Origin of the sequence: Mesorhizobium sp. M3A.F.Ca.ET.080.04.2.1, from assembly GCF_003952525.1 — a bacterium.
In the GTDB taxonomy this organism is placed as follows: domain Bacteria; phylum Pseudomonadota; class Alphaproteobacteria; order Rhizobiales; family Rhizobiaceae; genus Mesorhizobium.
Map to the genome: position 1 here is coordinate 3896304 of NZ_CP034451.1, position 18466 is coordinate 3914769.

14 protein-coding genes and 3 pseudogenes are annotated in these 18466 nt (G+C 59.3%); 10 read left to right on the top strand and 7 right to left on the bottom strand.

Going from position 1 to position 18466, the window contains the following annotated elements; genetic code table 11:
- The first annotated feature begins 35 nt into the window (after nucleotides 1-35).
- Nucleotides 36-1319 carry an aminotransferase class V-fold PLP-dependent enzyme gene (locus EJ074_RS29765; RefSeq protein WP_165349788.1) on the top strand — a complete coding sequence of 428 codons (1284 nt, stop codon included), beginning with the start codon at nucleotides 36-38 and terminating at the stop codon, nucleotides 1317-1319.
- Between the two features lie 293 nt (nucleotides 1320-1612).
- On the top strand, nucleotides 1613-3091 hold the full coding sequence (locus EJ074_RS18635) for an NAD-dependent succinate-semialdehyde dehydrogenase (protein WP_127863047.1): 1479 nt from the start codon (nucleotides 1613-1615) through the stop codon (nucleotides 3089-3091).
- A gap of 221 nt (nucleotides 3092-3312) precedes the next feature.
- On the opposite strand, the gene EJ074_RS18640 is transcribed toward EJ074_RS18635, so the two are convergent.
- Together EJ074_RS18640 and EJ074_RS30345 are read right to left on the bottom strand one after the other, a co-directional pair.
- Nucleotides 3313-4752 carry an amidase gene (locus EJ074_RS18640; protein WP_245454725.1) on the bottom strand — a complete coding sequence of 480 codons (1440 nt, stop codon included), beginning with the start codon at nucleotides 4750-4752 and terminating at the stop codon, nucleotides 3313-3315.
- Between the two features lie 382 nt (nucleotides 4753-5134).
- Nucleotides 5135-5423: pseudogene (locus EJ074_RS30345) on the bottom strand (transposase); the annotation flags it as partial.
- On the opposite strand from EJ074_RS30345, the gene EJ074_RS30660 reads away from it, so the two are divergent.
- On the top strand, nucleotides 5371-5502 hold the full coding sequence (locus EJ074_RS30660; protein WP_281033678.1) for a hypothetical protein: 132 nt from the start codon (nucleotides 5371-5373) through the stop codon (nucleotides 5500-5502). The pseudogene EJ074_RS30345 and the gene EJ074_RS30660 sit on opposite strands and share 53 nt — an antisense overlap.
- Nucleotides 5503-5539: 37 nt before the next feature.
- Here EJ074_RS30660 and EJ074_RS18650 read toward each other — a convergent pair.
- Nucleotides 5540-5779, bottom strand: a pseudogene (locus EJ074_RS18650) (IS3 family transposase); the annotation flags it as partial.
- 270 nt (nucleotides 5780-6049) lie between these two features.
- Between EJ074_RS18650 and EJ074_RS18655 the strand changes: the two are divergent.
- From EJ074_RS18655 to EJ074_RS18685, 7 genes are all read left to right on the top strand, one after another.
- Entirely contained in the window at nucleotides 6050-7147 is a 1098-nt protein-coding gene (locus EJ074_RS18655) for a DUF2817 domain-containing protein (RefSeq protein ID WP_127863055.1), read from the top strand.
- Between the two features lie 350 nt (nucleotides 7148-7497).
- A complete protein-coding gene (locus tag EJ074_RS18660; RefSeq protein ID WP_128357064.1) occupies nucleotides 7498-8640 on the top strand; it encodes an ABC transporter substrate-binding protein in 1143 nt (380 codons plus the stop codon).
- 104 nt (nucleotides 8641-8744) lie between these two features.
- Nucleotides 8745-10388 (top strand): ABC transporter permease subunit, encoded by a 1644-nt coding sequence (locus tag EJ074_RS18665; protein ID WP_165349970.1) that lies wholly within the window; start codon nucleotides 8745-8747, stop codon nucleotides 10386-10388.
- Nucleotides 10389-10426: 38 nt separating this feature from the next.
- The gene (locus EJ074_RS18670; protein WP_127862975.1) at nucleotides 10427-11608 is read left to right on the top strand and encodes a Xaa-Pro peptidase family protein; all 1182 of its coding nucleotides are present in this window, start codon (nucleotides 10427-10429) and stop codon (nucleotides 11606-11608) included.
- Nucleotides 11602-12690, top strand: coding sequence for an ABC transporter ATP-binding protein (locus EJ074_RS18675; protein ID WP_127862974.1), 1089 nt, complete (start codon nucleotides 11602-11604; stop codon nucleotides 12688-12690). Before EJ074_RS18670 ends, EJ074_RS18675 begins: the two co-directional genes overlap by 7 nt.
- 166 nt (nucleotides 12691-12856) lie before the next feature.
- Entirely contained in the window at nucleotides 12857-13210 is a 354-nt protein-coding gene (locus EJ074_RS18680) for a RidA family protein (protein ID WP_127862978.1), read from the top strand.
- A gap of 40 nt (nucleotides 13211-13250) precedes the next feature.
- Nucleotides 13251-15263 carry a recombinase family protein gene (locus EJ074_RS18685; RefSeq protein ID WP_245454727.1) on the top strand — a complete coding sequence of 671 codons (2013 nt, stop codon included), beginning with the start codon at nucleotides 13251-13253 and terminating at the stop codon, nucleotides 15261-15263.
- A 32-nt stretch (nucleotides 15264-15295) separates the two neighbouring features.
- Here the strand turns inward: EJ074_RS18685 and EJ074_RS18690 are convergent.
- The 4 genes and pseudogenes from EJ074_RS18690 to EJ074_RS18705 all read right to left on the bottom strand — a co-directional run.
- A pseudogene (locus tag EJ074_RS18690) lies at nucleotides 15296-16649 on the bottom strand (IS66 family transposase); the annotation flags it as partial.
- Between the two features lie 96 nt (nucleotides 16650-16745).
- Nucleotides 16746-17090 (bottom strand): IS66 family insertion sequence element accessory protein TnpB, encoded by a 345-nt coding sequence (gene tnpB, locus EJ074_RS18695; protein ID WP_127862972.1) that lies wholly within the window; start codon nucleotides 17088-17090, stop codon nucleotides 16746-16748.
- 91 nt (nucleotides 17091-17181) lie between these two features.
- Nucleotides 17182-17481, bottom strand: a complete 300-nt coding sequence (locus EJ074_RS18700) for a transposase (RefSeq protein ID WP_245454728.1) — start codon at nucleotides 17479-17481, stop codon at nucleotides 17182-17184.
- A gap of 191 nt (nucleotides 17482-17672) precedes the next feature.
- A complete protein-coding gene (locus EJ074_RS18705) occupies nucleotides 17673-18461 on the bottom strand; it encodes a FadR/GntR family transcriptional regulator (protein WP_127862970.1) in 789 nt (262 codons plus the stop codon).
- Nucleotides 18462-18466 lie beyond the last annotated feature (5 nt).

Below are 18466 nucleotides of genomic sequence, written 5' to 3' on the forward strand. Positions count from 1 at the left end.
AGCCTTATTATAGCGCTCATAGAGGAGTAAACAACATGCCAGCCACACCATATGAAGCCGCTATTGGCTACTCGTTTCCCCAGAGTGGCATGACTCGGGACGAGATCGAACAAGAACTAGAGCATCTGCGTTCACAAGATGCAGACCCGCGCTCGACGTTCCCAGATCGTTGGCTGAATGACCGCGGGCTCCTGCTTGATGACGGCACATTCGAAGTTGCCAAGGCCGCTCACTTTGCCTTTTTTACGAAGGGCAACAACTACCCTACCGTGGTTAAATTTGAACGCGATCTAATACAGATGGCGCTTAGTTTGTTCCACGCTGGAAAGGATGCAATCGGGGCCATCACCAGTGGCGGTTCTGAGAGTCTCTTTCTCGCTACTGCCGCTGCTCTAGCGAACGCCAAAGAAAGACGGCCTGACATCGCCAGACCAGAAATAGTCATTCCGCAGACGGGCTATCCCACATTCGAGAAATATGAACGGTATTTCGGATATACTATCCGTCGCGTTCCAGTGGATGAAAATTTTCGCGCAATCGTCTCGGCAATGTCTGAAGCAGTTAGCGAAAACACAGTCATGATGCTCGCCTCAATGCCGTCCTGGTCGCATGGCGTTTGTGACCCAGTTCGAGAATTAGCAGAAATTGCCAGCCAACACGGGATCTGGTTGCATGTGGATGCTTGCGTTGGCGGGTTTTTGGCGCCTTTTGTGCGGGAGCTCGGACGGGACGTTCCGGACTTCGATTTTCGACTCTCTGGTGTAAGCTCAATTTCGGCGGATTTTCACAAGTACGGCTATAGTGGCAAGGGAGTGTCGGGCGTTTTCTATAAAAATAAGGTAGCCCGCCATCAACCCTTCATTTTCGACACATGGGCAGCAGGACTTTATCGTTCACCAGTTCTCACTGGAACACGAAGCGGAGGCGCAATCGCTTCGGCCTGGGCAGTCATGCGTTATCTGGGGCGGGACGGTTACCTCTCTCGCGCTGCTCAAATCCTCAAGCTGAGAGATGCCATATTGGCCTTCGTTGCACAGTGCCCCGGCTTGAAGATAGTCGGCGGAGCTGAGCTTAACGTGGTGGGAATACGGAGCGAATACTCTGACATCTATTCAATTGCAAGCCGGATGAAGGAGTACGGGTGGAAGATAAATATACTAAAGGAGCCAGAGGCAATACAATTTGTACTTGGACCACTGCGAGATGAATATATAACCTTGCTGGTGAATGACCTTGAGAAGGTCGTTGAAGTTGTACGGCGTGAAGGGTTCAGAGTTCCTACGCCAGCCGTTGTCTATTCCGACGAATTCTTAGACTAACCGGGGATAATTAGCATAAGTTTATACGGTCGATTTCAATATGGAGAAGCCGACTGGGTACTTGAAAGGCCGCACGCCGATGTTGGTGGGATAATCCTCACCGCTGGCAGACTTAGACGCGGTGTGGCAGTCAGCCGGCCTCCTAGAGAGGGAGTCTGTTCTGTGGCGATCGATTTCTTCGTTTCTGCGATCGGCCCATCCTTGAACAAGACAATGCCCGCTAGAGCGCAAAGTTCTATCTCTGGTGGAATATACGGCGGCTCTTGGGCTCGCACCAATACGGGAGAAATTAAATGTCACTTTCTGAAGCAGTGCTAGCGAAGTTAAAAGACAAGTCGTTAGTGACGGATAAAGCTCTCGTAGGGGCTGGGTGGGTAGCGGCAGGTTCAAGGGGCCTCACGTTCGAGGTCACCAATCCCTCAACCGGCGAAGTCCTTGCAACCCTTCCAGATCTCGGTGAAGAGGAGGTCAAGTCGGCGATTGAGGCGGCCTATGTTGCCCAAAAGAACTGGGCGAAAAGGACGGGTAAGGAGCGCGCCGCAGTCCTGCGAAAACTGTACGACCTCATAGTATCGAATGTCGATGATCTTGCCACTATCCTCACCCTAGAGATGGGGAAACCATGGACGGAGGCGAAGGGAGAGATTCTTTATGGTGCATCCTACGTCGAGTGGTTCGGTGAGGAAGCAAAGCGAGTCTACGGCGACACCATTCCAGGTCATCAGCCGGATAAGCGCATCATCGTGATCAAGCAGCCCATCGGAGTTGTTGGGGCCATCACGCCGTGGAACTTCCCGAATGCAATGCTTGCCCGCAAGATGGCCCCGGCAATCGCTGCCGGCTGCAGCATGGTATCAAAGCCTGCGGCTCAGACGCCCCTATCCGCGCTCGCTCTGGCTGTCCTTGCCGAACGCGCCGGCCTGCCACTCGGTCTTTTTTCTGTGCTAACCACGACCGATGCCGCGATGGTCGGTCAGGAATTCTGCCGCAATGAGAAGATTCGGAAAGTCACGTTCACGGGCTCGACCAATGTCGGAAAAATACTGATGCGGCAAGGCGCAGAGCAGATCTTAAAGCTCGGCCTCGAGCTCGGAGGTAACGCGCCCTTCATCGTTTTCGATGACGCGGATCTCGACGCCGCCGCCGACGGCGCAATGGTTTCCAAATACCGCAATGCTGGGCAAACCTGCGTCTGTGCCAATCGGCTCTATATTCAGGAGGGCGTCTATGATGCCTTTGCCGCCAAGCTTGCCGAGCGCGTTCGCCAGATGAAAGTCGGCGACGGCTTTGCCGAAGGGGTCACGACAGGCCCTCTCATCGACCGGAATGCGCTGAAGAAGGTACAGGAGCACGTCACTGACGCCATCGCCAAGGGGGCTACAGTGGAGGTCGGTGGCAAGCCTGCGAGCCAAGGCGGCCTCTTTTTCGAGCCCACTATCTTGACCGGCGCAACGGGGGATATGCGCCTCTCGAGGGAAGAGACGTTCGGCCCTATCGCGCCGCTGTTCAAGTTTTCGACCGAGGAACAAGTGATAGAAATGGCGAACAACACCAAGTTTGGCCTCGCTTCATACTTCTATTCCAGAGATATCTCGAAGATCTTCCGGGTGGCGGAGGCTCTCGAGTGCGGCATGGTCGGGGTTAACACTGGGCTGATCTCCACGGAAGTTGCGCCTTTTGGTGGCATCAAGCAATCTGGCCTTGGCCGCGAAGGGTCAAAATACGGAATCGATGATTATACAGAGATGAAATACGTGTGCCTGAGCGTGTGATCCCTTGATGCCAAAAACCTGGATCGGGGGTTCTCCAGAAACCGGTTGTGTTGCAACTCCAGCTTCTAAACCCCCGAACCTTTCTCAAGGCCCTCCGTCTCACATCTATCTGATCCCGGTCAGCATGAGGACATGGACATCATTTCCGAGATCGATCTCGAAATGCGGTTTTGGGGAGGGAACGAGGCCGTCGTCAGCCCCCATCTTCTTCGGCGTGACTGTCATTTGCCGCCTGCCCAAGTCTTAGGTCGCCGTTTGTTCCAAGGTCTGGCTTCTTCCAGATCTCGTGCGATACGGACCAGTGTGCCCTCATCCCCAAAGCGACCGACAATCTGAATCCCGATTGGGAGGCCGCTGGCGCTTTGTGCCAACGGCAAGGATACGGCAGGCTGACCAGAGACATTAAATACGCCTGTGTACTGGATGTGCGCAGCATCCGCTGCCTTGAATTCCTCCGCCGACAGCGTCGGGTTGATCGTACTGTTCAAGCCGCCGTGCGGTAGGGCTACCATTGGCATTGTGGGGGTTAGCAGGATGTCAAAGGCATGAATCGCCTCACCCACCCGGCGCCGCATTCTCCGGTAGCCCTCTTCTGCGTCCCCTGGACGCCGCTGCGAATTCCGGCCGTATTCATAAAGTTTGAGGTTGATGGGCTCTAAGGTGTCAGCGTTGATCGGGCGTCCCAAGGTCCGCGCCGTCTCTTCAAGTGAAGTCGCGAAAAAAAATGTTTTGGCGAGGTTACTCCGCAAGTACTCGATCGGCTCATATGGCGGCTCGATGTCGGTGACGTTGTGGCCCATTTCCTCGAGAAGGGCGGCCGTCGATTCGACGGCATTCAGGACTTCCGGCTCACAATCCACCTCGCCCCACTTGGTCCTTGCCACTCCCACTCTCAGGGTGCCGGTAGGCTGTGAAAGCTCCTCCACATAGGAGCGGTTCGGCCGGACAATGATAAATGGATCGCCAGGATAGGGATCCGAAAAGGCATCGAGCGCGCCGGCCATATCACGCACGGTTCGACATAAAACAAACTCGCGCGATAGGCCAAATGATGCGTCCTGGTTGCATGGGCCGCCGGAAACACGTCCGCGAGACGGACTTAGCCCGACGAGTCCGCACCAAGCAGCTGGGATGCGTATCGACCCGCCGCCATCGTTGCCGTGGGCGATAGGCGTGATACCTACGGCCACCGCCGCGGCTGCTCCGGCAGACGAGCCCCCTGTAGAGCGTTCAAGGTTCCAGGGATTGTGGGTGATGCCATTGATCATACTTTCACCCATTATAGACATCCCAAGCTCCGGTGTGGCCGTTCTTCCTATAGTTCGGAGCCCGCTCTTCCGAGCGCTTTGAAAAAAATAGCTGTCAATTTCAGCGCGACAGCCTTGGAACAGACGGCTTCCTTGTTCCTGAAGGCGGCCCGCTTCCGTCTCACCAGCATCCTTGCGAAGGAAAGGCACGCCATGGAAGATCCCTCCATTCGCTCCGGCAACGGTCTCTGCATCTTCGTAAAATTCGACAACGGCATTGATGTGCGGATTTACCTTGTCGTGTGCCTCGCGCGCTAGCCGCGTCAATTCCAAAGGTGTAACTTCGCCCGAATGCACCAGAGAGGCCAAACCGGTGGCATCGTACTCTGCATATTCACTTACCCTCATTTGCATCTATCCTTTCTCCCTTGCCCCGTGTCAGCGAGGGGCATTGGCACGCACAGCGCGATTTTGGATTTTCAACCAGAGCAAAACCAAACTGGAAAACAGCGGTCGTTTTTCCGACGCTGCTACAGTGCAAATCTCGACTAGACGACAGCCACAATCATTTCCGAGTAATGCGGGGTCAAATACTGTTTTGCGATATGATCCATCTGAACGTCAGATGAACACCTGAACTACCGACTTTCGCGCCTGGAAGAATCGCGATGAGGGTCGTCACGGGGCAAGGCGTGGCGCTGACCGCTGCTTGGGCTGACTCGGTTTGCGGATTTCGGCACGCATCGCGGTCCTTTCTGGCGCAGCTTGGCAGGCTTCTCCTTCCATGCGTCCGGAATCTGCCCGCCTTGACGTCGGCCTTCTCGGCGTCGGTATTGCGCTGCTTCGGCGCTGCCACGATGGTGGCATCGACAATCTGGCCGCGCATCGCCAGATAGCCCGCCTTGGCGAGGTGTTTGTCGAAGCGCTCGAACAGGTTCTGGACCGCCTTGGCCTGCGTGAGGTGCTCGCGGAACAGCCAGACCGTCTTGGCGTCCGGCACGCGATCGCCGAGAACCCGGCCCGAGGAAGCGCATGAACGACAGCCGGTCCTGGATCTGGAACTCGGCCTGGTCGTCCGAGATCGTCGAGCGCGACGCCACGTCGGGCGACAGACGACACCGTCTCGCCCGGGAAGGAAGCTCAGAGGTGGCTGCGTTCGTCTGAACAGCTTGCGGGGTTTTGTAAGTGGATTCCGCCTCTGTCATGCCGCAACCGAGATTGGCTGCGACCCGTTGAAGTAGGCCTGATCCGGGGTTTGCGGGTCAAGCGATAGAAGGCCAGATACCGGACAAGGGCTGTCCGGGCCTCCGGCACGCTGGCATAGGCTTGCAAGTAGATCTCCTCGTATTTGATGGGTTCTCCATAGACACTCGACGAAGACGTTGTCGCGCCACGCGCCCTGGCCGTCCATGGAAATGGCGATTTCGGCATCCGCTCTAAGTTTATCTCAAAACGAGATAGCGTCGATCCGCAAACTGAATTTGACGTCGATCTCCGCGACCGATCATAGTTCGGATGCACGTTCTTCGCGGTATCTAGAAAAGGTTCTCAGCCTGTCGGTTCGCCGTTGATTTTCGGCACGAGAGGCTAGTGGTGAATAGTCAGTCGCCGCAAGGATTGGCCCCGGGATCCGACATGAAAATGAAGGAATCTATCGACCTATGGTGCCTCAGTTGGTGCTGCAGAATGATCAGCAGGGAAATTGAACACAATGAACCTTGACAGCGCAAAGGAGCTAGCCTCCGTCGTCTTTTCTGACAATTATTTCGAAGCGAGGCAGAAATTCCTGGCGGCGGCGCCGACGTCGCGAGCATACCGATGCAGGACAAACGGACCCTCTGGTGAGGCTCTCTACACGGACGCAGCATATTTTGGCCCGGCGGACGCCAAGAAACTCCTGGTTCTGGTTTCCGGCACGCACGGACCAGAAGGTTACATCGGTTCCGCGGCGCAACTTCTATTCTTGCGAGCTAAATTTCACGAGCGTCTCCCATCCTCCACGGCGGTGCTCTTCGTCCACGCGCTGAATTGCTACGGTTTTGCCTGGGATCGCCGAGTTACCGCGGAGGGGGTTGACCTCAACCGGAATTTTGTCGACTTTTCCAAACCGCTCCCCTCGAATCCTGGATACGAGGAGTTGGCTGAGCATTTTGTTCCCGCGGACATCTCCGAGGAGGGATTGAAGCGCGCTGAGGCTGCGTTCGCGGCATATCAAGCGCGCCACGGCGAATTGAAACTTCGGGAGGCGCGGGGATCGGGGCAGTACACCAATCCGGGCGGCCTGTTCTACGGCGGAACCGAGCCTACCGAAGCCAGGCGAACTCTCGAGGAAATAACGAAGGAATTCAACGTAGCGGCCCGCGATGAGGTCATCATCATAGATTACCACACCGGCCTCGGCCCTTACGGCTATGGGGAGCTGCAATGCGAGCAGTCGTCCGGACTGGGCGGTTATGAGCGAGCCATCAACATCTTTGGCCCGTCCGTAACGTCGCCGGAGGTAGGGAATTCTTCCGCCGAAATCATACCTGGGACCCAAGACGCTTTTTGGGAGCGTATCTTGGGGAGCCGGCACACCTACATTGCTCTTGAATTTGGAACGTACAAACTAAATACAGCGGTGCTGCGCGACGACCATTGGTTGTTCATGTATCAGCCAGAAGAGGCTGATTCCGAGCGGGGCCGACAGATCCGTCAGGTCGCCAAATTGCACTACTATCCGCAGGGGTCAGACTGGAAGGAGATGATCGCTTGGAGATCGCACCAGGTGCATCGACAGGCAATCGAGGCGCTTGCGTCAGGAGAATAGCGCCCCGAGCCCGTCCGGCGTCAGCGCCAATTGAGGCAATGTCGGCTTAACGCATAGAGGGCCTCAGAAAGAGCCGGCGCAGAGGGTCATCCAGTAAATCCGCCGCGCCACCGGGTCGGACCTTCCTGTATTTTCCTACTCGCTCCGGCGGGGCTCCTGCAACCAGCCCGGTGCTCCTTTCACGGCATCAATTCATCATATGACCATGTTACTAGGTGGCATTGACGTCATACTGCTGTTCTGTCAGCTTTCAAGTCAGAGGGGCGGAGCCTAGGACCCAGCCTGCCGTGCGGGCTGATAGGAGATCGGCAAGCAGGAGCAACGACGATCGGCGAGTCGAGGTAAGAAACATGGGTGATGAAATGGGACCTCGATTTTCGCGTTCCGGCTTGAACCGCCGGACACTGCTCCAGAGTGCGGCCGCCGCAATGATAATTCCGGCGGTCGCCCGGGCGACAACGGCCTTTGCACAAGACAAGCTCTCCGGCAGCGGCAAGGTTGTCGTGTTTTCGTTTGGCGGTTCATGGACTGAGGGCATGCGGAAGTACGTCTATGAACCCTTCACAAAGGCGACCGGAATCGCGGTGGTGGACGTCGCGGCCGATTTTTGCGAGCCGCAGGTCAAGGCGATGAACCAAGCTGGGCGGGTCGATTGGGACACGGCATATATCCAAGGGATGAATTATCCCGCCATGCATGAAGCAGGCACCTTCTTTGAGCCGATCGACTACAACTTCTGGGACGATGAGTCGCTTAAGGGCGTACCAGATTCACTTCGCCTCGAGGACGCGGTTGCCGCGATCGGATCGGCCATGCTGCTCGCCTATGATGAGCGCGTCTTCGGCGACAATGGCCCGAAGAACTGGGCGGACTTCTGGAACGTCGAGGCTTTCCCAGGCCCGCGCGGCCTTTATGCTCCAGTGCCTAAGCACAACCTTGAATTTGCCCTTTTGGCCGACGGCGTTGCCAAAGAGGACATCTGGCCGCTGACCGATGACAAGGTCGACAGGGCGCTCAAGAAGCTCGACGAGATCAAGCCGCACGTGACGAAATGGTGGACGGCTGGAGGTGAGTCCCCCCAGCTGCTCATCAACCGCGAATTCGTGATGAGCAACGCCTTCGACGGCAGCGTGATTGCGGCCATTCTCCAAGGGGCACCAATCCGGATGGTGTGGGAAGGTGCGCATGTGAACTACACTTACTGGGTGGTGCTCAAAGGAGGGCCGAACAGCGAGAACGCACAGAAGCTGATCGCATTCGTGAATCGGGCGACCATGGCAGCCGGCTTTACGGAGGGCACCGTGTTTCCCGGCCCCAACACAAACCAGCTCCAGCACCTGCCATCCGATCTGGTTCCTCTGCTCAGCATACACCCTGAGAATGCCCATCATGTGGTGCTAGAGGATTCAGCTTGGCTTGCAGCCACCCGCCCCGATGGCAAGACGAACATCGACCACCTACAGGAGCGTTGGCTGGCATGGCGGGCGGGCTGATCTCTCCCTCAGTGAACGGCGCGCCGGAGCCTGTACGGGCTCCGGCGTTGGGCGGGCCGACAGGTTGGGCTTGGCTCCTCCTGCCTGGAGGCGTTTACCTCACAGTGCTCTTTGTAGTTCCGCTCGCGGGGCTTTTGGTGATATCGCTCGGAATGCCGGATTGGACGCTGACGCATTACCTGCGCATCGGCGACAGCCCGGTCTATGCAGCCGTATTGCGCACGACGCTTGAAATCAGCCTGGCGGTGACCACGCTCGCCTTCGTGCTGGGGTACCCTATCGCCTACGCTCTGACGACAGGAGGACCAACGCTGCGCACGTTCCTGCTCATTGCAGTGGTGCTTCCCTATTTCACTAGCGTGCTGGCGCGGACATTCGCCTGGATCGTCCTTCTTGGGCGCGGTGGCATCGTCAACGAAATCCTGCTCCAACTTGGTCTGATCTCTCAACCGATTACCATGCTGTACAACCGCTTCGGCGTGATAATCGGCATGACCCACATCATCATGCCGCTCATGATCTTGCCGATGGCCACGGTCATGTCTGGGATCGACCAAAAGCTGTTGCGCGCCGCGAGAGCCAACGGCGCAAGCCCTTTGGCCGCGTTCCTCACGGTTTTCCTTCCGCTCAGCCTTCCGGGCGTCATCGCTGGGGTTCTGCTTGTCTTCATCTACTGCCTCGGCTTCTACATCACGCCGGCATTGCTCGGCGGTTTGGCTGATCTCACTATAACTATGGCGATCAGCACTCAGGTCGTAGACCAGCTCAACTGGAACTTCGGTTCCGCCCTTTCCGTGGTGCTCCTCGTGACCGTTTTGGTGATATTGTGGATCGGCTCGCGCTTATTCCCCATCCAGCAGCTTTTGGGGTTCTCCGATGGGATTGGGAGGGATGCTGCTGCCCGCCAAATGGGGGCGCGCTGGCTGATGCATGTCGGCTCCGCAGCAAATGCGCTCGACCGCTGGCTCCCGTCATTCGGCGGACGCGGCATACCCATCCTGGCGGTCATCCTCGCCACGCTTCTGCTGCTTCCCGTGCTGATTGTGGCCTATCTTTCGTTCAGCTCCTCGCCCTATTTCGTGTTCCCCGTGCCTGGCTACTCACTTCGTAACTACCAGGCTTATGCTTCCAGTGCTTCGTGGATAGAAGCGACCTTTACCAGCATCCGTGTTGCCCTGTTGGCGGCTGGCATGGCGACGGTCCTCGGCGCCATGCTCGCCCTCGGCCTCTCACGCGGTCGAATCCGCGGTCGCGGAGCGATGGTTGCGCTCGTGCTCTCGCCTATAATTATGCCGACTATTGTCGTGGCGGTTGCGACCTATTTCCTGCTGGTGCAGGTTGGGCTTCAGGGTACCGAGTTCGGACTGGCGCTTGGCCACGCGGTCCACGCAATCCCCTTCGTGGTCGTGATCGTGGTTGCCAATCTGCGCGACCTCAATCCGGCCTGCGAGCGTGCGGCCCGCAGTCTTGGTGCGGGGCCCTTAGCCACCTTCCGCACTATCCTCGCCCCGCTGATTATGCCGGCTCTCATCGTCGCCGCCTTCTTCGCCTTCCTGACCTCGTTCGACGACGTCATATACGTGCTGTTCCTTGGCATAGGCACGGTCAACACCTTGCCTATGCGTATGTGGGAAGGGATCAAACAGGACGTCAATCCGATCATTTCGGCGGTGGCTACGCTGCAGACGGCGCTCGCGGCGATCGTCATCATCGTAGGTGCCCTCCTGGGGCGTCGAAAGAATACGTGACGGCTAAGATTGAAAGCTCGCAGCAGAAAGAATAAGCAATGCTCACAGCCTCGCAACTGCTACCGTTGGACGCGATCGACCAACTGCCCTTCACCCCGGGAGAATTCGATGCCCGCCTTGCGGCTTGCCGGCGGGCAATGACCGAGCGCGGGCTCGACTACCTCGTGCTCAGTTCGCCCGAAAACATCTACTATCTCTCGGGCTTCATTACCAAAGGATACTACGTTTTTCAGGCGCTTGTCCTGACGCATACTAGCGATCCGATCCTCGTCGTGCGTCGCTACGAGCAAGCCAATGTCGAGCGTCTGTCCTATTACCGGAACGCTGCCATATGGCAAGACACGGATGTTCCGGCCGAGGTACTTGCAAGAGCGCTGGTCGATTTGGGCGCTTTGGGAAAGACCGTTGGCGTGGATGCCAACTCCATGTTCCTTACGGTGAACGCCTACGAAACGCTCCGCGCTGCGCTGCCCGGCACCAACTTTGTTAATGCTTCTACAATTCTGGAAAGATGCCGGGCCATCAAGTCCCCGCAGGAGATCGCTTACATTCGCCGCGCAGCTGAGACGTTGTCCGCAGGGTTCAAGGCCGCACATGAAGCTGCGCGTCCGGGGCGTACTGAGAACGATGTGGCCGCAGCTTTCCATCATGCTGCCATCTCGGCTGGTAGTGAATATATGGGCAGTGCCCCTTATATCGCTTCCGGCCCGCGAACGGCACTTCCGCACGCTACCTGGGCTGGCCGATGCATCGAAAAAGGCGATCTGGTCATCGTCGAGGGATCCGGAAACTGGAAGCGATACAGTGCAGCCTTGATGCGGACCTGGTGCCTGGGAAAACCGAGCGACAGCGTCCGTCGGGCAGCCGATACTTCAAAGGCCGCGCTCGCCGCGGCGATCGCGGCCATGAGGCCGGGCGTAACAAGTGGAGAAGTCGATGCTGCGTGTCGTGGCACTGTGGCTCGCGCTGGTCTCGCCCATGCCTTTCTCAATAGAACCGGCTACTCCGTGGGCGTTGGCATCTGCCCGGGCTGGGGTGAAGGATGGGTCATGGACCTAAAGGACGGAGATCCCCGCGTCCTGCACCCAGGCATGGTATTCCATATCGTGCCGGTGCTGTTCCCCGAGCCGAACATCAGCGTAGGCTTCAGCGCCACAGTGCTCGTCACCGAGACCGGCGCGGAGATTGTCTCTGATTACTCGCGGGAGCTGGAATGCTGAAAGCCATACACGACACTGCCGTCGTAAAGACGGGCGGCATCACGCTCCGCAGCTTGGGAAAACGGTACGGCAGCGCCGTCGCCGTCGACGACGTCAGCCTTGAAGTATTGCCCGGCGAATTCGTGTCGCTACTCGGCCCCAGCGGATCGGGCAAGACCACTACGCTGATGATGATCGCCGGCTTCACAGTTCCCGACAGCGGCCAGATTCTGCTGGACGGAAAAGACATAACCCGCCTGCCTTCGCATCGCCGTGAGCTCGGCGTCATTTTCCAGAACTATGCGCTCTTTCCCCACATGACGGTCGCCGAAAACGTGGCGTACCCTTTGCGTATGCGCCGCATGGGGAAGACAGCGGTCGAAAACAGCGTCAAACGGGTCCTCGAACAGGTGCAGCTTGGCGCACTGGCTGCCCGCTACCCCCACCAGCTATCGGGTGGTCAGCAACAACGCGTAGCAATTGGCCGCGCTTTGGTCTTCGATCCTCCCGTGCTGCTTCTGGACGAGCCTCTTGGGGCCTTGGACAAGAAGCTGCGCCAACATCTAAGGACGGAGATAAAGGCGCTGCACAAGGACGTCGGCAAGACGATGATCTACGTCACGCATGACCAGGAGGAGGCGCTGGCCATGTCCGATCGTGTTGCCGTTATGCATGAGGGCCGCATCAGGCAGGCCTCCTCACCGCGCGACATCTACAGGCGGCCCGCCGAGCTCTTCGTCGCGAGCTTTGTGGGTGAAGCGAACCTTGTTCCGGTAAAGCTTAAGGGCGGCGTCGCCTACAGTTCGGATGGGAGGCGTCTCGAGGCCACGCGATGGGATGGCGACGACATGGAAGCCATGCTTTGCATAAGACCGGAACACGTTCGTCTCGATTTGGGTGATGTCGGGATGGCTTCCGGCCCCCAGGGGACCGTTGTCGACTCCACTTATGTCGGCGACGCAACAGTCATTGAATGCGAAACGGACTCTGGGCTGCGGCTAACATCGAAAGTACTCAACCAGTCGGGCGACCAAATTCCGACTATCGGCTCGAGTTGCCGCGTGAGATGGGCCGCGACCGATGCAACGATTCTCACTAACTAGCCGAGTAAGCGACGGTGTTGCTCGCGCTACTGGTTGATGTTGATCCGTAGTTCCAAGGCTAGCACCGGCAAAATGCAAGAAAATCTCCCGTAAGTTCTAGCACGCTGGCCGCTGGTGTTTTTGGATGGGCCATCATGTTATTTCACTTCATCAGAAAGGTCTGCATATGGAAAAAATAACGCGCTACGAAGTTGGTCCTCGCATGAGCCAAATGACGGTTTTCGGTGACATGGTCTATACCGCGGGCATAGTGGCGCTGCGTGCCCCCGGAAGGCCAGTTGCTGACCAGACAGCCGACATTCTGGCCAAGATTGAGGATCTGTTGGCTGTAGCGGGAACAGAAAAGGGCAAGTTACTGACGGCAACGATCTGGCTGTCCGACATGTCTACATTCGCAGAGATGAACCGAGTATGGGACAATTGGGTGGTGCCGGGAAGAACACCTTGTCGGGCCTGCGTTGAGGCCGCGCTAGCAGGATCGGGATATACGGTCGAGATTCAGGTTACTGCGGCGCTTTAGGCTGAATGCGTCCGTACTCAAGCGCAAGGCCGTCGTCTATGTGCGTCAGTCCACTCAGGCGCAGGTCCAGCTCAACCTTGAGAGCCAGCGTCGGCAATATGAGCTTGTCGACGTCGCGCGGCGCTGGGGATTCCGCAAAGTAGAGGTGATCGACGAGGATCTGGGACGAACCGCAAGCGGGGCTGTGGAGCGTCCCGGTTTCGAGCGCCTGGTCGATGATTTGTGCACCGGCCATGTGGGCGCCGTGCTTTGCCGGGAGGCGTCCCGCCTGTCGCGCAACGGGCCGGACTGGCATCGGCTGCTCGAGTTGTGCGGCGAAGTCGATGCACGCGTGATCGATCTGGACGGAGTCTACGATCCGCGATTGCCGAACGACCGCCTGCTGCTCGGTATGAAGGGCAGCATCAGCGGGTTCGAGCTCGGCGTGCTGCGTGCCCGCATGTACGAGGCCGCCCGCGCCAAGGCACAGCGCGGAGAACTGCGCATCTCCGTGCCCTTCGGCTATGTCTGGCACCGCGATTACGGTCTCGGGTTCGATCCCGACAAGCGCCTGCAGGAGACCATTCGCCTGATATTCGCGCGCTTCCGCGAACTCGGCAGTGCGCGCCAGGTCCTGATCTCGATGATCGACGATGGCGTGCATTTCCCCAGACCCTCCGACGGCAAGAAGATGGTGTCCTTCGACTGGGTTCCGATCCGCTACCGCAACGTGATCTCGATCCTGAAGAACCCATTCTACGCCGGCGCCTATGTCTATGGTAGGAGCGAGAAGCGCACTGAGATCGTCGATGGCCGCGTTCGCAAGAGCTATGGCCATTACAAGCCGGCTAGCGAGTCGGCGGTGGTGCTCAAGGACCATCACGAAGGCTACATCGGATGGAGCGAGTACGAACGGAACCAGGAACTGCTCGCGGCCAACGCTTATGGCAAAGCCGGCGGTGTCAAGTCGGGCCGCGGCGGTCGCGCGCTGCTCCCGGGTCTCATCTCCTGTGGTCGATGCGGGCGAAGACTGGTTGTCATGTATGCCGGACGCGGCCAGGGTTATCCGGTATATCGCTGCGAGCGCGGCAACCTCATGATGGCACAGGCGCGATGCATGTCGTTCAACGGCTTTCGCACCGACGCGGCGGTGACCCGCGAAGCGCTGGAGGCGGTTGCGCCGATGGCGATCGAAGCGGCGTTGGAGGCTGAACGGATGCAGCTGGAGAGCGAAGCCAAGCGGCGGCAGATGATCGAGATGGACCTGCAGCAGGCGCGCTATGAGGCATCGCTCGCCGAGCGCCGCTATGCCGCTTGCGACCCGGAGAACCGGCTTATTGCGGCCCAGCTCGAGAGGAGTTGGGAAGCCACGCTCAGGCGCGTGGAGACCTGCGAGGCCCGGCTGAGCGAAGTCCAGCGTGTGGAGCCTGTCGACGCGGTTCCGGACTTCACGGGCCTCGCCCAGAATCTCGAGGCCATCTGGAACGCGCCGGGTGTCGATATGCGCTGCCGTCAGCAACTGCTGCGCGCGCTCATCAAGGACATTGTGGCGGACGTCGATGACGACGCGCGCGATGTGATCCTGACCATCCACTGGCACGGAGGCCAGCACTCGCAGGTACGGGTTCGCAAGCCCAAATCCGGAGAGCATGGCCAGCGTACGCCTGAGGAGGCTCTGGCGATCATGCGATCCATGGCAACCCGGTGGTCGGATGCCGAAATCGCTGCCACACTCAACCGCATGGGCATGCAAACCGGTCAGGGAAAGACCTGGACCGCGCGTCGCGTCCAATCGCTGCGCACGGTGCACAAGATCAGCGGCTATCGCTCTTCCGACAAGAATGGCGAGTGGCTCACCATGTCGGATGCCGCCGCGAAGCTCGGCGTGTCGCACGTCAAAATCCGCCGGTTCATCAGGGATGGCCTCTTGCCCGCCGAGCAGGTCATGCGCGGCGCGCCCTACCAGATCCGCGCCAGCGACCTCGAAGACGAACGGATCAAGGCCGATTTGGCGCGCAATACTCCGCGTCGCATCCACGACGACAACCAGGAATCGCTGTTTTCCGCCATTTGAAAAGGGGTGCATAATGAATCAGTCTTCGCAAAACCACGCAGCGCGCGTTCGGCCGCGTTGTTGGTGAGGCAAATCCGGCCATCGCCGAGGAAGGTCGTGAATCCTTCCCAGCGCTTCAGCATATAGTCGATTGGCTCGGCGACCGGAGAGCTGCGCGACAGTCTTGCCCGCTCTGCCCGCATCCAGGCCTCAAGTTCGGTGGCGAGAAGACGGCTTTCCTGCCGTCGTTGCAGACGTTCGTCGGAGACGACTCCGTTGATGTCGCGCTCGATACCAAACAGGGCGTCGATGCGTTTGACCGCCTCGAGCGCGATCGGTGAGATCGGCGCGGCGTTCTTGCCACGCTTGGCATTGGCGCGATGTCGGCAAGTACGAAGAACTTGCGGCGCGCATGCGCCCAGCACAGCGCCTGGGTCAGCGGACTGGGATCGCGGTCCACCTTGAACAGCGGATTGTAACCGCCATAGGCATCGGCCTGCAGAATGCCGGTGAAGTTCCTCAAATGACGCTCGGGATGCTCCTGCCGCCGATCGCCCGAAGCATAAGTAGAGCGCCGCCGGTGGCGATTGCCCGCCGAACGCCGGTCATCCCTGACATAGGTCCAGATGCGGCCTGTATCGATCTTGCCCTTCGCCAGGATCGGCACGGTCGTGTCGTCGGCATGGAGACGATCAGCGGCAAGCACATGCGCCTCGATCAGCGCGTGCACCGGCTTCAGCGCCACGGCACAAGCGCCGACCTGGTCCGCAAGCGCCGACAGGCTGAGTTCGACGCCCTCGCGGGCATAGCGCTCGCTCTGCCGGTTCAGCGGTTGATGCTGGGCGAACTTCTCGAACAGGACCATCGCCAAAAGGTTCGGTCCGGCAAAGCCGCGCGGCGTCACATGGAAGGGCGCCGGCGGCTGCGAGATCTTCTCGCATTCGCGGCAGGTGAACTTCTCGCGCACGGTCTGGATCACTTCCACTGGCGCGGGATCACCTCCAGCGTCTCGGTAATGTCCTCGCCAAGCTTGGCCAGCCTGCCCGAGCCGCAGCACGGGCAGTTCCGGGGTGCGGCGATGACCACGCGCTCACGTGGCAGATGGTCGGGAAAGGGCTTGCGCGACGGGCGCTTGCGCTCGAAAGCTCGGACTGTCGATGACCGCGCTGTCAGTTCCGCCGCCAATTCGTCCTGGCTGGCGTCGGCTTCCAACTCCTCAAGTTGCAATTCCATCTGTTGGAGAAGCCTCGCCTTGCGTTCGGAGCGGCTGCCATGGATCTCGCGCTTCAGCTTCTCTATCTCCAGCCTGAGCCGCGCGATCAGCACATCGGAGTGCGAGTTCAAGGCTTGCGCGCGAGCGGCGAGCGCTTGCGCCTCACGGCGGGTCGCACGCTCGGCGAGGATCATCGCGTGCGCACTGGCAAGGTCACCGGGAAGCTGATCGGCCACATCAGTCATGGCGCGATGGAATCATATTCGCTCCCGCCAAGCCAGCGGTTTTGCTCATCCCGCCGAGCTCGGGCGCCAGGTTTTTTGCGGCATCCGCCAGTCGATGCCTTCTAGCAAATAGCCGAGCTGCGCGGGCGTGATCACCACCGTGCCATCGGCCGATGGCCAGATGAACCGGCCACGCTCGAGCTTCTTCGTGAACAGGCAGGCACCCTGGCCGTCATGCCAGATCACCTTGATCAAGCCACCCTGCCGCCCGCGGAAACAGAACAGGTGACCGGTGTGCGGATCGCGCTTCAATGTCTCCTGCACCATTAGCGACAGGCCGGGGAAGCCCTTGCGCATATCCGTATAGCCAGTGGCGAGCCAGACCTTCACACCGTTCGGGACCGGGATCATCGCCGCTCCAGCACATCCAGGATCCGGCCGAGCGCCTCGTTATCGATATCACTCTCGACCCGCAGGCGGCGGGCGCCGCCAAGCTCGATCGTCACCATGCTGCTCTTCTTGCGCGGTCTGGAGATCGGCGGTGGCTGCGCTGGCGATTGCGCGCTGGCAGCGCCTCGACGACTTCCACGGCAACGAGTTGCGGCACGGACGGCGCGGAGATCTGGCAGAGTTCCTTGCGCCACCGGAAAAGCTGGCTCACATGAATGCCAGCCGATCGCGCGGTCTCGGAAACACTAGCCCCAGGCTCAAACGTCGCCGCGACCAGCCGCTCCTTCTCCTCCCGAGACCAGCGCCGGCGCCGCTCGACCGACGTGATCACTTCAATCTGATGCTTCGTCACAGGGCTACTCCTAGTGCTTCCACTAGGACTTGCAGCCTTCAGCCTACCTCAGCAAGACGGCCGTGACCGCGGGGATACCCGAAGCCTTGCGCATCGCCAATCCATATCCGGCTGCTACTGCAGGCTGCGGGGGCAGGTCGTACCCAAGGACTCGGTTTAAGCCGTTCCGTCAGCGGCTAAAGGATCAGGGGCTAAGACAGCATCACCACTTCTTTTCCCTCCATGACGCCGAGCCGCATCGCAGCCTGCAGAAGGTGGCGGCGCATGGCACTACGTGCGTCAGCGGCCGAACCGGCATCGATGGCATGAAAGATGTCGCGGTGTTCACCGATGACACCATCGACGTGCGCCGGCCCTCGTTGCTTCAGAGTATTAATGCGGGCGATCGTCACGCTTTGGTTGAGCAGCAGGGACAGGTAACGCTGGAAGTCCGCGACCTTGCCATTGCCGCTTGCTGCCGCGACAGCACGGTGAAACTCGATGTCTGCGGCGACGCCCACATCCTGGCCGAGCTTGGTGCGATCCATCTCCTCTAGCCAGTGCCTGAGCGCGACGAGATCGGCTTGCGAACGGCGGATCGAGGCAAGCCCGGCTCCCTCCACTTCGAGGCACAGGCGCAGCTCGAAGATCTCGCGCAGAGCAACGCCACTGCCGACCTCGGCGTCCCGGATTCGGAAGGAACGCTGCAGGGGAGCATCGCTAACAAAGACCCCGGCCCCCTGACGGCTGACCAAGATCCCATCTGCCTTCAGGCGGGAGACCGCTTCCCGGATGACTGTACGGCTGACACCAAAGCTGGCGGCGAGTTCGGGCTCGGTTGGCAGGCGTCCCCCCGCTACAAAACGCCCAGTTTCGATATCCTCCTGCAGTGCAGCCACCACCCGATCGGCCAAAGGTAGCGGTCGTCCGATCCGTCTGTCCGGCTCGCCTTCAGGGCCATTGGATTCCGCGGTCGTGCGCATCCGATCGTTGATGGCCAAACACA

Coding starts and splice junctions, on each gene's coding strand:
- EJ074_RS30660 (WP_281033678.1), top strand. CDS start 5,371: ATGAACGACAGCCGGTCCTGGATCTGGAACTCGGCCTGGTCGTCCGAG.
- tnpB (WP_127862972.1), bottom strand. CDS start 17,090: ATGATCCCGGTCCCGAACGGTGTGAAGGTCTGGCTCGCCACTGGCTAT.
- EJ074_RS18640 (WP_245454725.1), bottom strand. CDS start 4,752: ATGCAAATGAGGGTAAGTGAATATGCAGAGTACGATGCCACCGGTTTG.
- EJ074_RS18670 (WP_127862975.1), top strand. CDS start 10,427: ATGCTCACAGCCTCGCAACTGCTACCGTTGGACGCGATCGACCAACTG.
- EJ074_RS18675 (WP_127862974.1), top strand. CDS start 11,602: ATGCTGAAAGCCATACACGACACTGCCGTCGTAAAGACGGGCGGCATC.
- EJ074_RS18680 (WP_127862978.1), top strand. CDS start 12,857: ATGGAAAAAATAACGCGCTACGAAGTTGGTCCTCGCATGAGCCAAATG.
- EJ074_RS29765 (WP_165349788.1), top strand. CDS start 36: ATGCCAGCCACACCATATGAAGCCGCTATTGGCTACTCGTTTCCCCAG.
- EJ074_RS18635 (WP_127863047.1), top strand. CDS start 1,613: ATGTCACTTTCTGAAGCAGTGCTAGCGAAGTTAAAAGACAAGTCGTTA.
- EJ074_RS18655 (WP_127863055.1), top strand. CDS start 6,050: ATGAACCTTGACAGCGCAAAGGAGCTAGCCTCCGTCGTCTTTTCTGAC.
- EJ074_RS18660 (WP_128357064.1), top strand. CDS start 7,498: ATGGGTGATGAAATGGGACCTCGATTTTCGCGTTCCGGCTTGAACCGC.